This window comes from Paraburkholderia sp. NPDC080076 (genome assembly GCF_050281145.1).
Classification (GTDB): Bacteria; Pseudomonadota; Gammaproteobacteria; order Burkholderiales; family Burkholderiaceae; genus Paraburkholderia.
The window spans coordinates 215799-233527 of the sequence record NZ_JBNNWQ010000013.1 but is presented as its reverse complement, the minus strand read 5'-3'; the positions used below and the strand labels follow the sequence as shown (position 1 = coordinate 233527).

Genomic DNA, 17729 nt, shown 5'->3' with positions numbered 1-17729 from the left:
TTCGATGTCGGCACGCCAGACCGCGTACCTCTGAAGGTGTTCGCACGTTACTGCATTGCAGGAATCCACGCTGTTGTACGCAGGCCGTCCAGCCGGCTGATACGGTCGAATTAAATGGGCTTTGAATTGTGTCCGGGCGTGGACTATTCTCAAATAGAACCGGCTTGTATTAAAGCCAGGGCGAGGGCCACAATGAAGCCGTCGCAGTCCGCTTAGCGGTTCGTTTTGTCGCCGCCGGAAGGCGAAGCAGGAGGCGCACATGAAGCTGCTCAGATCAGGCAACCCGTTCCGCCACGCGCACCATGCGCATCACGTCGGACACGAGGGCAGCCATGTCATGCTGCCGCTCGTCGTCATTTCGGTGATGGCGATCGGCGTGTACGTCGGCGTGCGCAACATCGATTTTTCCGAGTTGGGCAAAAGTGCGCTGTTCTATGTCGTGATGCTCAGTGTCGCTCTGGGTATCGCGGGATTGTTCGGCGTCGTCGGGGCTTGGGTTCGGTCCAACGGCGACGACGCCGAAGAGGGTTTCTGCTTCATTGGCGCGTTGATCGGCGCCGTGGTGTTCTACGTGGCGATCTTGAGTTGACCGCTTTCAACAGCAGATCGGGCGCCGTGGATCAGACGATCCGCGCGGCCTCGTCGAAAGCGAAGCGCGGGCTGCGCGGGAACAGTTTCGAGGGGTCGCCGTAGCCCAGATTGATCAGGAAGTTCGACTTTACGGTCGTGCCGGCAAAGAACGCTTCGTCGACCTTGGCGGCGTCGAAACCCGACATCGCACCCGTGTCCAGGCCGAGCGCGCGGGCGGCGAGAATCAGGTAGCCGCCTTGCAGCGTCGAATTGCGAAATGCCGTGTCGGCGATCGCCTTGTCGTTACCGGCAAACCAGCTGCGCGCATCGGCGTGCGGAAACAGCTTCGGCAGGTGCTCGTAAAACTCCATGTCCATCCCGACGATCGCCGTGACCGGCGCTGCCATCGTCTTCTCCAGATTGCCTGGCGACAAAGCCGGGCGCAGCTTCTCCTTGCCCTCCTGCGTTTTGACGAAGACAAAGCGGCCCGGGCTGGAATTGGCCGAGGTCGGGCCGAGCAGCACGAGTTCGATGAGTTGTTTGAGCACGGCGTCGTCGACAGGTTTTTGCTGCCAGCCGTTATGCGTGCGCGCTTCGCGGAAAAGCTGATCGAGCGCCTGGTCGGAAAGAATCATTTGATTGTTCCTTGAAGGTTGTGTGTGAATTGGAAAGGACGGCGCCGGATCAAACCGCAAGCCGCGCGTAGGAGCGTCGCCGTCGTTGCAGCCATAATAGCCAAGGTTCTTTCCGGTCGCGCATTGAGCGCGCGATCGTACTCAGGCAATCTCATGACGGATCTCTTTGCGGATTTTTCCGATGCTCAGCCGGCCCCCGACGTCGACTGGTATCCCGACTGGCTGCCGCCTGAAAGGGCGGCACGGGCCTTGGCGCAACTCATCGACGAAGTCGAATGGCGTCAGGACATGATGGGCACGCCGGCCGGCCGCGTGCCGCTGCCGCGGCTGACCGCCTGGCAAGGCGAGCCTGACGCCGTCTATGTCTACTCGGGTATTCGCAACGTGCCACAACCGTGGACGCCGACCGTCGCCGAGCTGAAGTCCACCGTGGAGTCTATTTGCAACGCGCATTTTAATAGCGTGCTGATCAACCGCTACCGCAGCGGCACCGACAGCATGGGTTGGCATGCGGACCGCGAGCCCGAACTCGGCGCACAGCCGGTGATCGCCTCGGTGAGCCTGGGTGTCGCACGCACGTTCGATCTGCGGCATAACAAGACCGGCGTCGTGCAGTCTTTTTCGCTGAAGGGCGGCAGCTTGCTGGTGATGAAGGGCAACACGCAAGCGGATTGGCGGCATCGGGTGCCGAAGGAGCCGCGCGTGGCGGGCGAGCGGATCAATCTGACGTTTCGATGGGTGACGCCGCGCGCGAGTGTCCGCTGATGGGTCGCGTGTTGGGCGGCGGCGCCGCGTCACCGAGCAAGCCGAACAAGCCGAACAAGCCGAACAAGCCGAACAAGCCGAACAAGCCGAACAAGCCGAACAAGCCGAACAAGCCGAACAAGCCGAACAAGCAGCCGAGCACGTAAGCGCATAAAAAAGCGCCAGGCGCATCGCCGAGCCAACCAATGCACCCACCCACGTCAACACCTCATCCCACGTCCACGCCACAACCGCTACCGCCCGCTATACCAAAATTGATATCGCCGACGCGAATCATATGATTGGACGGTTAACGCCCTACACACTACGCTACATCACGATCCACGCACCGTGAGGGCCGCAACGGCTGGGCGGATTCGATGGGTCGCCTACACAACAACGATCAGGAGACAGTCATGGCGAATACACGACGCGCCGCATGTCGTGCGTTGGGCGCGCTCGCACTCTGCGCGGGCTTTGGTGCGCTGACGCTGACCACGCCGGGCGCTTACGCGCAGGACAAACAGATCACGCTGGGCTTCGCGCAAGTCGGCGCGGAAAGCGCATGGCGAACCGCCAACACCGAATCGGTCAAGTCCGCTGCGGCCGAGGCGAAGATCAAGCTCAAATTCTCCGACGCGCAGCAGAAGCAGGAAAACCAGATCAAGGCAATCCGTTCCTACATCGCGCAGAAAGTCGACGTGATCGCGTTTTCGCCGGTCGTCGAGTCGGGCTGGGAACCGGTGCTACGCGAGGCTAAAGCCGCGAAGATTCCGGTGATTCTCACCGATCGCAACATCGACGTGAAAGACACCTCGCTCTACGTGACGATGATCGGCTCGGACTTCATGGAAGAAGGGCGGCGCGGTGGTCATTGGCTCGCGGATCACTATAAAAACGACCAAGGCCCCGTCAACATCGCTGAACTTCAAGGAACGGTCGGATCCGCGCCTGCCAACGACCGGCACTCGGGTCTTCTCGAAGTGATCAAGAACGATCCCAAATTCAAGATCATTGCCTCGCAAAGTGGCGACTTCACGCTGGCTGGCGGCAAGCAGGTCATGGAAGCGTTTATAAAGACATATGGAAATAAAATAAATGTTGTTTATGCGCATAACGACGATATGGCGCTCGGCGCCATCCAGGCGATGGAAGAGGCCGGCATGCATCCGGGCAAGGACGTCATCGTCGTTTCGTTCGATGCGACCAAGGGCGGCTTCCAGGCGATGGCCGCTGGCAAGATGAACGTCGATGTGGAGTGCAGTCCGCTGCTCGGGCCGCAATTGATGTCGGCGGTGAAGGATGTGGTGGCCGGCAAGCCGCTGCCCAAGCGTATCCTGACGGAAGAGACGGTCTTCCCGATGAGCGTCGCCGCGCAGACACTACCGACGCGCAAGTATTGACGGCAATTGATAAGGCTTCCTGACTGTAATAAGCGCGCGACAGGGAAGCGCAGTACCGACACACGAAAAAAGGTTTCTCCAGTGGTGCCTGGCCGTCCGTCTGCTTGGGTAGCGGGCGGCCTCTTTTCCGCGCAATGCCGGCTGGAGGCTGCTGGAGGCCGCCGAACCACGCACCGCCGATCGAGCGAGGTCTATGACGCATCCCGCTTCCGAACCGAATCCGCCGGCTGGCGGCACCGGCAACGCCCAAGCCGCCACCGGAATCACCGGCGCCGCGGCAACCCATGCCGACGGCACCACGAACACTGTCGAACCGATTCTCGCCACCGCCGGCGTCAGCAAGACGTTCCCGGGTGTGAAGGCGCTGCAGCGGGTCGATTTCCGCCTGTTCCCCGGCGAGATTCATACGCTGATGGGGCAGAACGGCGCGGGCAAATCCACTTTGATCAACGTGCTCACCGGCGTCGTCGCGCCGGACGCCGGCACGATCCGCCTCGGTGGCGAGGTCGTGGCGTTCGCCTCGCCGCAGGAAGCGGAAGCGGCCGGCGTGCGCACGCTGTATCAGGAAGTGAACCTGTGCCCGAATCTCTCGGTAGCGGAGAACATTTTCGCGGGCCGGCAACCGAGACGCTTCGGCGCAATCGACTGGCCCGACATCAAGCGACGGGCTCAAGCCGCGCTGGCGCGCCTCGACGTGACGCTCGACGTCACCCGTTCGCTCGATGCCTATCCGATCGCCGTGCAACAGATGGTGGCCATCGCGAGGGCGCTTTCCGTCGACGCGCGTGTGCTGATTCTCGACGAGCCGACCTCGAGCCTCGACGACGGCGAAGTCAGCCAGCTTTTCAAAATACTTCGGCATCTTAAGCAATCGGGCATTGCGATTCTGTTCGTCACGCATTTCATCGAACAGACGTATGCCATCTCCGATCGCATTACGGTGATGCGCAACGGCGAGCGCGAAGGCGAGTATCTCGCGCGCGATCTGCCGGCCGATCAACTGGTATCGAAGATGGTCGGCCACGAGCGCATGAGCGCACGTTTGCGTGAAGCCGCCCACGAAGGACACGACACGCATGAAAAACAAGTCGCGCAGACCGTCCAGCCATTCATCGAGCTGCGCGGCGTCGGACGGCGCGGCACCATGCAGCCGATCGACCTCGACGTGCAGCCGGGTCAGATCCTCGGGCTTGCCGGTTTGCTCGGCTCGGGCCGCACGGAAACCGCGCGGCTGTTGTTCGGAGCCGACCGCGCCGACAGCGGCACCATTCTGGTGGAAGGCCGCCCCGTGCGGCTGCGCTCGCCGCGCGATGCGGTGCGCCACGGCATAGGCTATTGCGCGGAAGACCGCAAGAAAGAAGGCATCGTCGCCGAACTGTCGATCCGCGAGAACATCCTGCTGGCCTTGCAGGCGCGGCGTGGCTGGTGGCGCAAGATCAACCGGCAACGCGCGCGCGAACTGGCTGATCTATGGATCGAGCGGCTCGGCATCAAGGCCGCGGATGCGGAACAGCCGATCGGCCTGCTGTCCGGCGGCAATCAGCAGAAAGCGCTGCTGGCGCGCTGGCTCGCCACCGATCCCAAGCTGCTGATCCTCGACGAGCCGACACGCGGCATCGACGTCGCGGCCAAGTTCGACATCATGGATCGTCTGCTGGCGCTGTGCGCGAGCGGCTTGAGCATCCTGTTCATTTCGTCGGAGATCAACGAGGTGCTGCGCGTGAGCCATCGCGTGGCGGTGTTGCGCGACCGTCGCAAGATCGCCGAAGTGGCCGGTAAAGCGTCGAACGAGGACAACATCTATCGACTCATCGCGGGGAGCGGCGAATGAAGCTATCGAACTGGTTCGTGCGCGACGGCGCCGAGCGGCCGTTGATCTGGCCTTGCGTCACGTTGGTGTTGTTGTGCGGGTTGAACTTGTGGGTCAATCCGCATTTTCTGTCGTTGCGCATGCTCGACGGCCATCTATTCGGCGCGCCGATCGATGTGCTGAATCGCGCTGCACCGCTGGTGCTTGTCGCCACCGGCATGACACTCGTGATCGCGACGCGCGGCATCGACATTTCGGTGGGCGCCGTGGTGGCGATCGCGGGCGCGGCCGCCGCCACGATACTGGCAACGCAGCCGGTGCCGACCGGTGGACTGATCGCACAGGCGCTGATCGCGGCCTTGATCGTCGGCGTGCTGAGCGGCATGTGGAACGGTTTGCTGGTGTCCTTCGTCGGCATGCAACCGATCATCGCCACCTTGATCCTGATGGTGGCCGGCCGGGGCATCGCGCAATTGCTGACGGCAGGGCAGATCATTCCGATCGGCGCGCCGGGCTATCTGTTCGTGGGCGGCGGCTACTGGCTCGGCGTGCCGTGCTCGGTGTGGATCGCCACGGTGGCGGTGCTGGCGACCGCCGCGCTCGTCGAAGGCACGGCGCTCGGGCTGTTCATTCGCGCGATCGGAGTCAATCCGGTCGCCACGCGTCTGGTCGGCTTGCGATCCAAAGCGCTCGTCTTCGCGGTGTACGGCTTCTCGGGACTGACTGCGGCGATGGCGGGCATTCTCATCAGCTCGAACGTGCGCAGCGCCGACGGCAACAACGCCGGCCTGCTGCTCGAACTCGACGCGATCCTCGCGGTGACACTTGGCGGCACGTCGCTGCTCGGCGGCCGCTTCAGTCTCGCGGGCACGGTGCTGGGCGCGCTGATCATTCAGACGCTGACCTACACCACGTATTCGATCGGCGTGCCGCCGGAAGCCACGCTCGTCGTCAAGGCGGCCGTGGTGCTTGCGGTGAGCGTGATCCAGTCGCCGTCGGCGCGTGCGCTCGGTCTATCGCTTGTCACGCAACGGAGGGTGGCGCGATGAGACGCATCCTCGAAGCCTGGGCTCATATCGTCGATCCGCGCACCTTGCCGATTGCCGTTACGATCCTGCTGTTCTGCGCGCTGTTCGGATTCGGCTCGGTGATGTACACCGGGTTCTTCTCGTGGCAAGTGCTCCTCGATCTGCTGGTCGATAACGCGTTCCTGCTGATCGTGGCGATCGGCATGACGTTCGTGATCGTGTCCGGCGGCATCGACCTGTCGGTGGGATCGGTCGTCGCGCTGACGACCATCGTCGAAGCGGTGCTGTCCGAACATCTGCATTGGCCGGTCTGGGTGATCCTGCCGATCGTGCTGCTGATGGGCACCGTGTTCGGCGCGGTGCAGGGCGCGTTGATTCACTTCTTCCGCTTGCAGGCGTTTATCGTCACGCTGGCCGGCATGTTCTTCGCGCGCGGCTTGTGCTTTCTGATCACGACGCAGTCGATCACCATCACCGATCCGACGTTCCAGAAGATTTCGGCGTTTCGTCTCGACATCGGCGTCGGCTCGGTGACGGCGAATGTGCTGATCGCGTTCGTCACGCTGCTGGCGGCGATCTATGTGGCGCACTTCACGCGGTTCGGGCGCAACGTTTACGCGATCGGCGGCAACGCGCGCTCGGCTTTGCTGATGGGCTTGCCGGTCGCGCACACACGCATCGGCGTGTATGCACTGAGCGGCTTCTGCTCGGCGCTCGGCGGCGCGGTCTTCACGTTCTATGTGTTGTCGGGCTACGGTTTGCAAGGGCAGGGCATGGAGCTCGATGCGATCGCCGCGACCGTGATCGGCGGCACGCTGCTGACGGGCGGCGTCGGCTATGTGATCGGCTCGCTGTTCGGCGTCGGCATTCTCGGCACGATCCAGGCGCTGATCACGTTCGACGGCACGCTCAGTTCGTGGTGGACCCGCATTGTGATCGGCGCCTTGCTGTGCGCGTTCTGCCTGTTGCAACGGCTGATCGAGCGTCACGCCAAATCGGTAGGGCGTCCGGGTGGCACCGGCGCGGTCGTGACCGCGGGACGGGAACGCGGGCACGCGGACGGATCGGCGGCGTCGGATTCGCATGTGATCGGGCGCGCGCCTGAGCAGGCTTGAACACGCTCGCTGCGGCGGCTCACGCGCTGAGTTGCCGTCCTCTGGTTTCAGGCAACGTCAGCGCGGCGAGGATCACGACACCATACGCCGCCGCTGCGAACACGCCGATCGCGTGGCCGAGCGTCATCGTCTGCGAGACGTAGCCGATCAGGAACGGAAACGTCGCGCCGACCGCCCGCCCGAAGTTGTAGCAGAAGCCCTGACCGGAGCCGCGAATCCGCGTGGGGAACAGTTCGGTGAGGAACGCGCCCATGCCCGAGAAAATGCCGGACGCGCAGAAGCCGAGCGGGAAACCGAGCACGAGCATCGAGAGATTGTCGAGCGGCAGTTGCGTGTAGATCAGCGCAATCGCGCACGACGCCAGTGCGAACGCGATGAAGGCGCGCTTGCGGCCGATTCTGTCGCTGACATAAGCGCCCGTCAGGTAGCCGCAATACGAACCGATGATCACCACGCCCAGATAGCTGCCGGTGCCGATCACGCTCAGATGCCGTTCGGTCTTCAGATACGTCGGCAGCCAGGTGGTCACCGCGTAGTAGCCGCCTTGTACGCCGGTTGCCAGCACAGACGCGCGCAGCGTGGTCCACAGAATCTCGCCACGGAAAATATCGAGCAGCGAGGTGCGCGTTTGCGTGGCGGCCTGCGCCGCTTTCTGCTGCCGATGCACTTCGGGTTCGTCGACGAAGCGGCGGATCCAGATCACGAACGGCGCCGGCGCAATGCCGATCGCAAACAGCACGCGCCACGCGTAATCGGCCGGCACCAGCGAGAACACGGCCATGAAGAGCAACGTCGAGATACCCCAGCCGATCGCCCAGCCCGCCTGCACGAGTCCCACCGCCTTGCCGCGATCGCGCGCACGGATGACTTCGCCGATCAGCACCGCACCGGCCGTCCACTCGCCGCCGAAGCCGAGTCCCATCAGCCCGCGCGCCCACAGCAGTTGCGAGAAATTCTGCGCCAGCGCGCAAGCCAGCGTGAAGACCGCGAACCAGAGAATCGTGATCTGCAGTGTCTTGACCCGGCCGATGCGATCCGACAGCACGCCGGCAGCCCAGCCGCCGAGCGCCGAACTCAGCAGCGTGAGCGTGCCGATCAGACCGGCGTCGCCGCGCGTGATGCCCCACGTCGCGATCAGCGTCGGAATCACGAAGCTCAGGAACTGCGTGTCCATGGCATCGAGCACGTAGCCGATCTTGCAACTCCAGAAGGCGCGCTTCTCACTGGCGGAGATCTGCCGATACCACGCGAACGGGCCTTTTCCTGATCCGGCCGCGTCGGAATGCCCGGCATCGGCGGTCAACTGCGCTTCGGTTTCCATGCTTGCACTCCGGTCGTCGTTGGCCGCGTCTCGTCGCGCGGCTGGTGATGGGGGCAAACGCCGCGGCTACAGCACCGCCAGCGTTGTGTTGGGAATGTCGGTGACGAGCATGTGCCCCGGCTTGTGCGCAATCGCGAACGGCAGACGCGCGCTTTCGATGGCGGCTTGCGGTGTGACGCCGCAAGCCCAGAACACGGGCAACTCGTCGCTGCGCACTTCGACGGCGTCGCCGAAATCGGGACGCGCCAGATCGCGAATGCCGATCAGCGACGGATCGCCGATATGAACCGGCGCACCGTGCACGGCGGGAAAGCGGCTGGTGATCTGGATCGCGCGGATGGCGTCGGCGGCTTTCATCGGCCGCATCGAGACGACGCGGTTGCCGCCGAATACGCCGGCCGCCACATTGCGCTCGTGTGTGCGATACATCGGCACATTGACCTGCTGTTCGATATGCCGCAGCGCGATGCCTTCACGCCGCAGCATTTCTTCGAAGGAAAACGAGCAACCGATCGCGAACACCACCAGATCGTCGCGCCACAATTCGTCGAGACTGCGCACTTCCTCGGCGCGCTCGCCATGCCGGTACACATAAAACGCCGGCACGTCGTTGCGGATGTCGAGATCGGCGCCGAGCGCGGGCACGCGCCAATCGCCTGGTTCGCCGATGCCCAGCAGCGGACAGGCTTTCGGATTGAGCGTGCAGAAGCGCAGGAAATCGTCGGCGTGTTGTTTGGGCAGGATGGCGAGGTTGGCTTGCGCATAGTCGCCGCAATAGCCCGCAGTGGGGCCGGACAGGCGGCGGCTGCGTATCTGCTGACGAAACTCGGACGGCGTGTAGGGCATGGACTGCTCGACTCCAGGTAGATCGCGCTGGCTGAAAAGCTCTGTGATGCAACCCAGATTAGTAACGTCAAAAATATCCATCCAGCGAGTTTTTATTGCGTTTCGTTAAATTAAACTTAACAGCGCCGCAGCCGGTTTGCGGCGATGATCGCGTCCATCCCGCCGCTGTTGAGAGAACCTGCAATGAATACCCGCTTTGTCGAAACGTTTCTGACGCTTGCCCGTCTGGGCAGTTTTCGCGCGACCGCCACCGCCATGCACGCGACGCCCGCGGCGATTTCGCTGCGCATCAAAACGCTCGAAGCGGAGTTGGGCGTCGAGTTGATCGAGCGCGATGCCGCGGAATTTCAGCTCACCGCGAATGGCGAGCGTCTGCTCGCGCATGCGCGCTCGGTGGTGCAGGCCACGCGCTCGTTGCAACTGGCCGCGCAGGACGAGACGCAAGTGGCGACGCGCTTGCGCCTCGGCGTGATCGAGACGGTGGTGCATAGCTGGCTGCCGGACTACATCCGCATGTTGAACCTCGAGTACAACCGCATCGTCGTGGATCTCACCGTCGATTCGAGCGCGATACTCGGGCCGCGTTTGCGCGCGGGCGAACTGGATCTGGTGATTCAGGTGGAAGAAACCGGGGAGCATGAGGCGTCGATCGTGTCGACCTTATTGGCGAGCTATCCCGTGCGCTGGATCGCGCGCAGCGATCTGATTCCCGCCAGCCGCGCGAAACATGTGCAAACGATGTTGAGCAAACCCGTGCTGACCTTCGGCCGTGGCACCGCGCCGCAAGTCGCCGTCGACGCGATCGTGCAGGCGCTCGCAAAGCGCGCCGGTGTGCCGTTCGCGCAGACTCAGGTGACCTGCATGCCGTCGGTCGCGGTGATCGTGAAACTGCTGCGCGACGGCTATGGGATTGCGGCGGTGCCCGCGCTATTCGTCGAGCCTTATCTGAGCAACGGCGAACTGGGGCAATTGCAGGTGCGTCCGCTGCCGCCGCCGATCGATGTCGCGATGTATTACCGTGACGACGCCGATGTCGGCGTGCTGGCGGCATCGCGCGTCGCGCGTAACGCGTGCGATCAGTATGCGAAGGCGATGGGGCGGCAGTTGATCGAGAAACGCTGAGGCATGCTGACGAACACCGCGCGGCGTGTTTAGCCGGCGTCCAGACGCCGTCGCGCGGTGGCCACGAGTCGATCGAACGAGAAGGTGCTGGCTGCGAGCGCGGCGGTTTCAGGAAAGTATTCGTGCGCGATGTCGGTCAAGACCTGGCCCGGTGGCGCTTCGATCAGCACATGTGCGCCCATTTCCTGCATGACCGTAAGCGCGTCGAACCAGCGCACGGTGTAGCGGATATTGGTCGCGAGGTCGTTGCGGATCGCGTCCGCCGTATACAACGGACGGCCACCGCGATTGCCGACATAGATGCTTTGCGGCGCGTGAAAGGGCACGTCCTTCGCGTAGGCGACCAGTTCGTCCGTGGCTTGCGCGAGCAATTCGCAATGCGACGGCACACTCACCGCGAGGCGAGTGGCCTTGCGCGCGCCCGCTGCGAGCGCGCGTTTGATGAAGGCGTCCAGTGCATCATTCGGGCCCGCTATGACAATCTGGCGCGGCGCGTTCACATTGCCGATATAGACATGCTGCTGTTCTTCTTCGGCATGCCGCGCAGCGAGGGTTTCCACTTGATACTCGGTCAAACCCGATATCGCGGCGAGACCGTAGCCGGATGGGTACGCAGTCTCCATCAATTCGGCCCGGCGGCGAACCATTTTCAGCGCGTCTTCGAAGTGAATCGCGCCGCAGCTCACTGCCGCCGGATATGCGCCGACCGATAAGCCCGCGCTGATCTCCGGCACGAACCGTTCGGCAGCCAGCGCGCGCGTGAGCGCCACGCCCGCGACCGTCAAGCCGATCTGCACCGCGACGGTCGAGCGCAAGGCGTCGGGCGTGTCCAGTGTGAGCATATCGACGCCGAGCACCTGCGACGCTTCCGCGAGCGTGTCGCGCACCGCATGATGCTCCGGCAGACGATGCAGGAAGCCATCCGTCTGCGCGCCCTGGCCGGGGAAAAGCAGCGCGAGCATCAGGCGTCGCCGCCGTGAGACGTGGCGGCCCAGGGATTCTCGATCAGTTGCGGGCCACGCTCGTGGCGTGCCAGCACGCGCGGTTTGCCCGCTGCCCACTCGGCTAGCGCCACGCCGCCGGCGGGCGTATCGAGCTGCGCGTCCACGCGCACGCCGATGCGTTCCGCCAGCGCTTGCAGATGCCGCAGCAATTCAACGGCTCGAACTTGCGCGAGCGGTTTGTCGTGGGTGCGGATGAGCAGGTCGAGATCGCTCGTTGCCGTCACCGTCGGTACGTGTGTCGCAAGTTCGAAACCGGCACTACCAGTCGGTCCCCAGACGAATGCACTCAACTGACCCGTCGCGTTCTCCTGCAACGCGGCGAGCGCGGCGAAAGCGGGCAGTGCGTTGCGCCCGGCGAGTGGCGTGCATGAAAAAGCGAGCGCTTCCGGCGACACGGCGCTCACCACATCCGCCGACGCTGCCCACGTGCCATAGCGCTCCGACCGCCCGGCACCGCGCATACCGATCGCGACGTACCCGTTGGCCACCAGCGCGCGTCGTACGACCGCATACGGCGCGCGCTGGAAAGCCCCGCGCACCCACGCCGGTTCACCATCGAATGCTTGCAAGCGTTGCAGACGCAGCAAATCATGCGGCCGCCATCGCGCCTCGCACGACAATGCGTGTTCGATTGCAAACGGCGGCGCGGCACACACTTGCATCACACGGCATCCCATTGTTCGGCGAGACGGCGGCGCACTTCAATCGACGCCGCGCGATTCTTCTGCGCCGCCGCCGATTCCAGCCGATGCGCGAGATTGCGGCGGCCATCGTCGCGCACGCTGCGAATCTGCTCGGTCAACACCTGCCGCACACGCTCGATCTGCGCGGCGTCCGGCGCGTCGGCATCGACCCCGTCGATCAACTGGTCGAGCAGGCCGAGTTTGGCGAAAGAAGTCATCGAGTAAGACATCGGCACGATCGTTTCGCCGAGTGCGTCGAGCGCTTCGACCGTGCGGCGCGTGACGCGCGCGGCGGCTTCCTTGCCCATCGCGTGAACCATGGTGCCGGGCGCGTCGAGCGCGACGATGCGGTTGCCCTGATAGCCGTGCGCGAGGAAGGCGCCCGACATCGCCGGTCCGACGATCAGCGCGATCACCGGATGGCCCGCGTCGCGCGCGGCGGCGTAGGCGTCGACGGCCGCGGCGCAGGCGAGGTGAATGCCGAGCATCTCCTCGCGATAGCCGTACGCCTGGCTTTTCACGTCGACGATCGCGACGATCGGGCGGCGCGTGCCGCTCGCTTCATCCCGCGCAACGGCATCGCGCACGGCGCGCGCGAGCCGCCAGCCCTGTTCGAGGCCGACCACGTTATCGGTCGCGCGCGGAAAGCGGTTGGCGGGATCGGGCACGACCGAGAAGAAATGCGCGGTCTCGCCGCCGAGCGGCGCGTCGCCGCTCAACACGGGCGCCTGGCTGATCGATTCGCCTGCCAGCGCCTGGAACCAGCGCGCGCCGCGGCTAGATTGTGCATCGCTCATGCTTGCTCCTTGCGCGATTCGGTTTGCCCGTGACGGTTGAACACGTCACGCATGGATTCCGGTGTGACGCTGGCGGGATCGATCTGCGCGAGCCGGTTCAGGAAAACGTCGACCTGTTCGCTGCGATGCGCGGCGGGCACGCCTTGCTCGAAGGCGGAACGCACGGCGGTGCGCACCGCGTCGGCGTCGTCGTCGACCAGTTGATCGGCGAGCGCGGTCGCCGTCCGCTGTTCGCCGCCGATCAGTTGCCACACGCGGCGGCGATCGCTTGCATCGAGCTCGTCGATGCCGGCTTCCTGTTCGATCACTTCGGGGCCGTTCATGCCGAGCCGCCCTTGCTTCGTAACGACCAGGTACGAGCACAACGCAGCCGCCAGCGACATGCCGCCGAAGCAGCCGACCATACCCGCGATCACGCCGACCACTGGCACATGCCGCCGCAATGCGACGATCGCGGCCTGAATCTCCGCGATCACCGCGAGGCCGAGATTGGCTTCCTGAAGCCGCACGCCGCCGGTTTCGAAGAGCACGACCGGCCGCACGATCTTGCCGCGTTCGCAATCGCGCAAGGCCAGTTCGAGCGCCGCGGCGATCTTGCTGCCCGACACTTCGCCGATGCTGCCGCCCTGGAACGCAGACTCGATCGCGGCGACCACGGCGGGCTCGCCGTCGATGGTGCCGCGCGCGATCACGCAGCCGTCATCCGCCTGGCAGACGACGCCTTGCAACGGCAGCCACGGCGATTCGATCTTGTCGAACGGGCCGAGCAGTTCGCGGAAAGTGCCCGCATCCAGCAGCGAGCGAGCGCGCTCGCGCGCCGGCAGTTCGATGAAACTCTCGCGCAGCATCGGCGCGAGATGAGCGGTCGCAGCCGTATTCATGCGTCGTCTCCCTGTTCGGCGGCTTCGACGGCCTCCGCGAGCCGCAACGCCACCACGCCGGGCGTCGCGCCGAAGTCGTTGATTTCGATTTGCGCGGCGCCGTCGTAGCGGGTGAAAAAGCGGTCGAACACGCTCTTCCAGATGTGGCTGTAGCCGTCGACGCTGGTGCGCACGACGACGTGCGCCGTCAGTGCGCTAGCCGGATCGGCGGGCGAGAGCAGCACTTCCAGATCGCCCGAGCCCACCACGCCGACATGCGCGCGGGTCGTGACGGCGCGTTTCGCCGGATAGTCGAAGGTCAGATTTTCCATGAGTCGGAGCTCCTGTCGGCGTCGTGATGCGCCAGCATGTCGAGAAAGAGGGTGGCGGCGAGCAGATCGGCTGCGCCGCCGGGCGATGCGTTGAGCGATAGCAAGTTGTGTTCGAGCGCGGCGAGCGCTTCAAGGCCCGCGGGCGTCGAACTGCCGCCCGCGTCCAGCACGCGTTGCGCGCCGTGTTGCCCGGCGTGCAAACCGGGCAAGCCCGCGCGATGCAGCAGGCAGGTGTCGTCCAGCTTTGCCATGATCGAGAGCAGGGCGTCGACGCGCGCGGCGTTTTCGTCGATGCCTCGGTCGCGTGCCGCGAGCAACGCGGGCAGGCCCACATCGACGACATGCGGGAAGCCGTCTTGCGCTTCGCGGCGCGCTCCGCCGACCTGGTAGCGTTGACGCGCGCGTTCACCGTGACTGTCGGACGGCGCGGCGAAGCGATCCGGGAAGCAGGCGATCTGCGCGGCAAGCGTGCTGATCTGCGACGCGTTCGGACGCATGCCGCCGATGGGCAGCGACGCGCCCGCGACCAGCAGGCCGACGATCCAGATCGCGCCGCGATGCGCGTTGCTGCCGCTTGTTGCTTGCAACATGTCCTGTTCGCCGGCGCGGCCGATCTGCGCGAGTTCGGCGCGCAGCAACGCGGACGGTTCGCCGCGGCGGCGCGCCGCGCGGGCAAGCATCGCGAAGGTCGGCTCGAGCGCGTGCGCCGAGCGCAGCATGGTGTCGAGATCGAGGTCGCGATGCGCGCCGCTGCCGCGCCGGTCGACCAGCGCGGGCTTGGGCGTGAGTTGCGCTTCGGCGATCAGTGCGGTGATGGCATAACGTGCCAACTGTGTGTCGGAAAGCGTAGGCGCGAGATGGGCGGCGCGGGCCGTGGCGTGTGAGCCGTCGGCAACGTCGACGCGCGAATCGGCCGGCGTCGCGCGCACGGCGCGGCCACACGGCGCTTGCGCGCGCGCCAGCAAAGCAGCGGGCGCCATGCTCACCAGCTCCTGAAGCGCGCCGGCGGCTCGTACAGGCCGCCCGACCACGTCACCAGATCGTCGATGCTGCGTGCCGCCAGCAGCGAGCGCTTGGCCTCGCCGCGCCGGATGCCGAGATCCTCGGGATACGCGACGATGCCGCGCCGGCGCAACTCCGCTGTTTTCTCCGGCTTGGCGCGCAGCCCGATCGGCGTCACGCCGGCCACGGCGGCGATCGCCGCGCGCCGCTCGTCGATGCCTTCGGCCTTGTGCAGATGCGCGATGCCTTCTTCGGTGACCACGTGGCTGACGTCGTCGCCGTAGATCATCACGGGTGCGACCGGCATGCCGCTTTTCGCGCCGACCGCGACGGCGTCGAGTTCATCGACGAAGGTCGGCTCGCCGCCTTTCTTGTAGGTCTCGGCCATCTGCACGACCAGCTTGTGGCCACGCGACACTGGACCCTCATCGCGCAGCAGCTTGAGCCACGCTTCGCTCGAATGACGCCGGCCGCGCGGATCGTGGCCCATGTTCGGCGCACCGCCGAAACCGGCGAGACGCCCGCGGGTGACAGTCGACGAATTCGCGTCCGCATCGATCTGCAAGGTCGAGCCGATGAACAGATCGACGCCGTATTGCCCGGCCAACTGGCACAGCACGCGGTTCGAGCGCAGGCTGCCGTCGTTGCCGGTGAAGAACACGTCGGGACGGGCCTCGATATACGCCTCCATGCCGACTTCGCTGCCGAAACAATGAATGCTGTCGACCCAGCCCGATTCGATCGCCGGAATCATGGTGGGATGTGGGTTGAGCGTCCAGTTGCGGCAGATCTTGCCCTTCAGACCGAGCGATTCGCCGTACGTGGGCAGCAGCAATTCGATCGCGGCCGTATCGAAACCAATGCCGTGATTCAGCGAGCTCACGCCGTACGGCTCGTAGATGCCGCGAATCACCATCATGGCGGTGAGCACCTGCAGGTCGCCGATATGGCGCGGATCGCGCGTGAACAGCGGCTCGACGGCGAACGGCCGGTCCGCCTGCACGACCACGTCGACCCATGAACCCGGAATATCGACGCGCGGCAGTTCGTCGACGATCTCGTTGACCTGCACGATCACGATGCCATGACGGAAAGCGGCGGCCTCGGCGATGGTGGGCGTGTCTTCGGTATTCGCGCCGGTGTAGAGATTGCCGTGACGGTCGGCCTTTTCGGCGCACAGCAGGGCGACGTGCGGCGTCAGATCGACGAACATGCGCGCGTACAACTCGACGTACGTGTAGATCGCGCCGATTTCCAGCTGGCCGTCTTCGAGCAGTTGCGCGACCCGCAGGCTCTGCGGCCCGGCAAACGAAAAGTCGACCTTGTGCGCGATGCCGCGCTCGAACAGCGTCAGATGCTCAGGGCGGCCAATGCTTGAAATCAGCAGATGTACGTCATGGATCTTTTGCGGATCGACCTTGGCGAACGAACGCGACAGGAAATCGGCCTGCTTCTGGTTGTCGCCTTCGAGAGCGACGCGGTCGCCCGGCTGAATCAGCGTTTCGAGCGCGTCGACGATGCGCTCCGGCGGCAACACGCCGTCTTCGAGCCAGGGTGCAATGGCGGCAAGGCGGCGGTTCTTTTCGTCGCGACGCGTGGTCCACGAACGGGCGGTAGGTGTTGAAACTGCGGACGCAGCGGCTTCGGCGGGTTGGTTCATCGGCTTCTCTCAGCTCCCGGTGGTGGCACGCGGGCGTCTGCCGCGCGGCTTGGGTTGATTCGCGAGCGCGGCCTCGGCCTGCGCGCGTTCGGTCAGGAAACGATAAAGCAGGTCGCCCGTGCCCAGCAGATGCGCGACGACCAGCTTTTGCGCGGCGGGAATGTCGCGGCGTTGCACGGCGTGGAGCAGGGCGGCGTGTTCATTGTCGGACTCGCCCTTGTACGACGGCAAGCCGAACTTCAGGCGCAGATATCTTTCACCACGCCGGTGCAGCGTGCCGATCATGTCCTCGAGTTGCGGACGGCCGGCGGGCGCATACAGGCTCATATGAAACGCGGCATTGCGCGCGACGTACAGCGACGGGTTCGCCTCGAGCTCGGCGGCGCGGCACAGAGCGACGGATTCCTGCAAGGTGGCGGCCGTGTGATTAGGAATCGCCAGCCCGATGGCGAGACTCTCCAGCGCCGAGCGGATCTCGTAGATTTCGCGCGCTTCTTCCGCCGACAAAGGCGCAACGGTCGCGCCCTTATGCACGGCGGCCTTGGCCCAGCCCTCGCTCTCCAACTGGCGCAAGGCCTCGCGCACGGGAATTGCGCTGACTGAAAAATGCCGCGCGATCGCGTCCTGCCGCAGCGGCGCGCCGGGGGCCAGCGTTCCGTCGACAATCGCCGCACGCAGCGCCTCCGCAATCACGCGGGACGTGCTCTCACGCGGCGCCGCCGCGGGTAGAAGCGGCATGCGCGCCGGGGCGTCCAGGGGAAAACCATTTGTTGCGTCGCTCATAATATCAAATATTA

Annotated in this window: 19 protein-coding genes; 8 read left to right on the top strand and 11 right to left on the bottom strand. The window is 64.8% G+C overall.

Annotation, left to right across the window (positions count from 1 at the left end; translation table 11 throughout):
• The first annotated feature begins 259 nt into the window (after positions 1-259).
• A complete protein-coding gene (locus ACQKRQ_RS36850; RefSeq protein ID WP_427482546.1) occupies positions 260-589 on the top strand; it encodes a hypothetical protein in 330 nt (109 codons plus the stop codon).
• Between the two features lie 31 nt (positions 590-620).
• Here ACQKRQ_RS36850 and ACQKRQ_RS36845 read toward each other — a convergent pair whose 3' ends face one another.
• Positions 621-1205, bottom strand: coding sequence for a malonic semialdehyde reductase (locus ACQKRQ_RS36845; protein WP_132382735.1), 585 nt, complete (start codon positions 1203-1205; stop codon positions 621-623).
• Between the two features lie 153 nt (positions 1206-1358).
• Here ACQKRQ_RS36845 and ACQKRQ_RS36840 point away from each other — a divergent pair, with 153 nt between their 5' ends.
• The 6 genes from ACQKRQ_RS36840 (at position 1359) to yjfF (ending at position 7305) form a co-directional block, all read left to right on the top strand.
• The gene (locus tag ACQKRQ_RS36840) at positions 1359-1970 is read left to right on the top strand and encodes an alpha-ketoglutarate-dependent dioxygenase AlkB family protein (protein WP_427482545.1); all 612 of its coding nucleotides are present in this window, start codon (positions 1359-1361) and stop codon (positions 1968-1970) included.
• Positions 1970-2116 (top strand): hypothetical protein, encoded by a 147-nt coding sequence (locus ACQKRQ_RS36835; RefSeq protein ID WP_427482543.1) that lies wholly within the window; start codon positions 1970-1972, stop codon positions 2114-2116. The genes ACQKRQ_RS36840 and ACQKRQ_RS36835 overlap by 1 nt, the downstream gene beginning before the upstream one ends.
• A gap of 249 nt (positions 2117-2365) precedes the next feature.
• The gene (locus ACQKRQ_RS36830; protein WP_132382739.1) at positions 2366-3352 is read left to right on the top strand and encodes an ABC transporter substrate-binding protein; all 987 of its coding nucleotides are present in this window, start codon (positions 2366-2368) and stop codon (positions 3350-3352) included.
• 193 nt (positions 3353-3545) lie between these two features.
• Positions 3546-5183, top strand: a complete 1638-nt coding sequence (locus ACQKRQ_RS36825) for a sugar ABC transporter ATP-binding protein (protein WP_427482541.1) — start codon at positions 3546-3548, stop codon at positions 5181-5183.
• Positions 5180-6211: an ABC transporter permease gene (locus tag ACQKRQ_RS36820; protein ID WP_408313979.1), complete on the top strand. Its 1032-nt coding sequence runs from the start codon at positions 5180-5182 to the stop codon at positions 6209-6211. The genes ACQKRQ_RS36825 and ACQKRQ_RS36820 overlap by 4 nt, the downstream gene beginning before the upstream one ends.
• Entirely contained in the window at positions 6208-7305 is a 1098-nt protein-coding gene (gene yjfF, locus ACQKRQ_RS36815) for a galactofuranose ABC transporter, permease protein YjfF (RefSeq protein WP_132382745.1), read from the top strand. The genes ACQKRQ_RS36820 and yjfF overlap by 4 nt, the downstream gene beginning before the upstream one ends.
• 19 nt (positions 7306-7324) lie before the next feature.
• On the opposite strand, the gene ACQKRQ_RS36810 is transcribed toward yjfF, so the two are convergent.
• Both ACQKRQ_RS36810 and ACQKRQ_RS36805 read right to left on the bottom strand, forming a co-directional pair.
• Positions 7325-8626: an MFS transporter gene (locus ACQKRQ_RS36810; protein ID WP_427482538.1), complete on the bottom strand. Its 1302-nt coding sequence runs from the start codon at positions 8624-8626 to the stop codon at positions 7325-7327.
• A 66-nt stretch (positions 8627-8692) separates the two neighbouring features.
• The gene (locus ACQKRQ_RS36805) at positions 8693-9472 is read right to left on the bottom strand and encodes a putative hydro-lyase (protein ID WP_427482537.1); all 780 of its coding nucleotides are present in this window, start codon (positions 9470-9472) and stop codon (positions 8693-8695) included.
• 183 nt (positions 9473-9655) lie between these two features.
• Between ACQKRQ_RS36805 and ACQKRQ_RS36800 the strand changes: the two genes are divergently transcribed.
• Complete coding sequence (locus tag ACQKRQ_RS36800) at positions 9656-10594, top strand: LysR family transcriptional regulator (protein ID WP_408178467.1); 939 nt, start codon at positions 9656-9658, stop codon at positions 10592-10594.
• A 29-nt stretch (positions 10595-10623) separates the two neighbouring features.
• Here the strand turns inward: ACQKRQ_RS36800 and mdcH are convergent, their stop codons facing one another.
• The 8 genes from mdcH to ACQKRQ_RS36760 are packed head-to-tail and all read right to left on the bottom strand — an operon-like array spanning position 10624 to position 17715.
• Positions 10624-11556, bottom strand: a complete 933-nt coding sequence (mdcH, locus tag ACQKRQ_RS36795; RefSeq protein ID WP_427482535.1) for a malonate decarboxylase subunit epsilon — start codon at positions 11554-11556, stop codon at positions 10624-10626.
• Positions 11556-12260 (bottom strand): malonate decarboxylase holo-ACP synthase, encoded by a 705-nt coding sequence (locus ACQKRQ_RS36790; RefSeq protein WP_427482566.1) that lies wholly within the window; start codon positions 12258-12260, stop codon positions 11556-11558. Before ACQKRQ_RS36790 ends, mdcH begins: the two co-directional genes overlap by 1 nt.
• Positions 12260-13078, bottom strand: a complete 819-nt coding sequence (gene mdcE, locus ACQKRQ_RS36785; RefSeq protein WP_427482533.1) for a biotin-independent malonate decarboxylase subunit gamma — start codon at positions 13076-13078, stop codon at positions 12260-12262. Before mdcE ends, ACQKRQ_RS36790 begins: the two co-directional genes overlap by 1 nt.
• A complete protein-coding gene (locus tag ACQKRQ_RS36780; protein ID WP_427482531.1) occupies positions 13075-13959 on the bottom strand; it encodes a biotin-independent malonate decarboxylase subunit beta in 885 nt (294 codons plus the stop codon). The genes mdcE and ACQKRQ_RS36780 overlap by 4 nt, the downstream gene beginning before the upstream one ends.
• A complete protein-coding gene (locus ACQKRQ_RS36775) occupies positions 13956-14270 on the bottom strand; it encodes a malonate decarboxylase subunit delta (protein ID WP_132382761.1) in 315 nt (104 codons plus the stop codon). Before ACQKRQ_RS36775 ends, ACQKRQ_RS36780 begins: the two co-directional genes overlap by 4 nt.
• On the bottom strand, positions 14258-15250 hold the full coding sequence (locus tag ACQKRQ_RS36770; protein WP_427482529.1) for a triphosphoribosyl-dephospho-CoA synthase: 993 nt from the start codon (positions 15248-15250) through the stop codon (positions 14258-14260). Before ACQKRQ_RS36770 ends, ACQKRQ_RS36775 begins: the two co-directional genes overlap by 13 nt.
• 2 nt (positions 15251-15252) lie before the next feature.
• Entirely contained in the window at positions 15253-16932 is a 1680-nt protein-coding gene (mdcA, locus tag ACQKRQ_RS36765; protein ID WP_132382765.1) for a malonate decarboxylase subunit alpha, read from the bottom strand.
• 9 nt (positions 16933-16941) lie between these two features.
• The gene (locus ACQKRQ_RS36760) at positions 16942-17715 is read right to left on the bottom strand and encodes a GntR family transcriptional regulator (RefSeq protein ID WP_427482527.1); all 774 of its coding nucleotides are present in this window, start codon (positions 17713-17715) and stop codon (positions 16942-16944) included.
• Positions 17716-17729 lie beyond the last annotated feature (14 nt).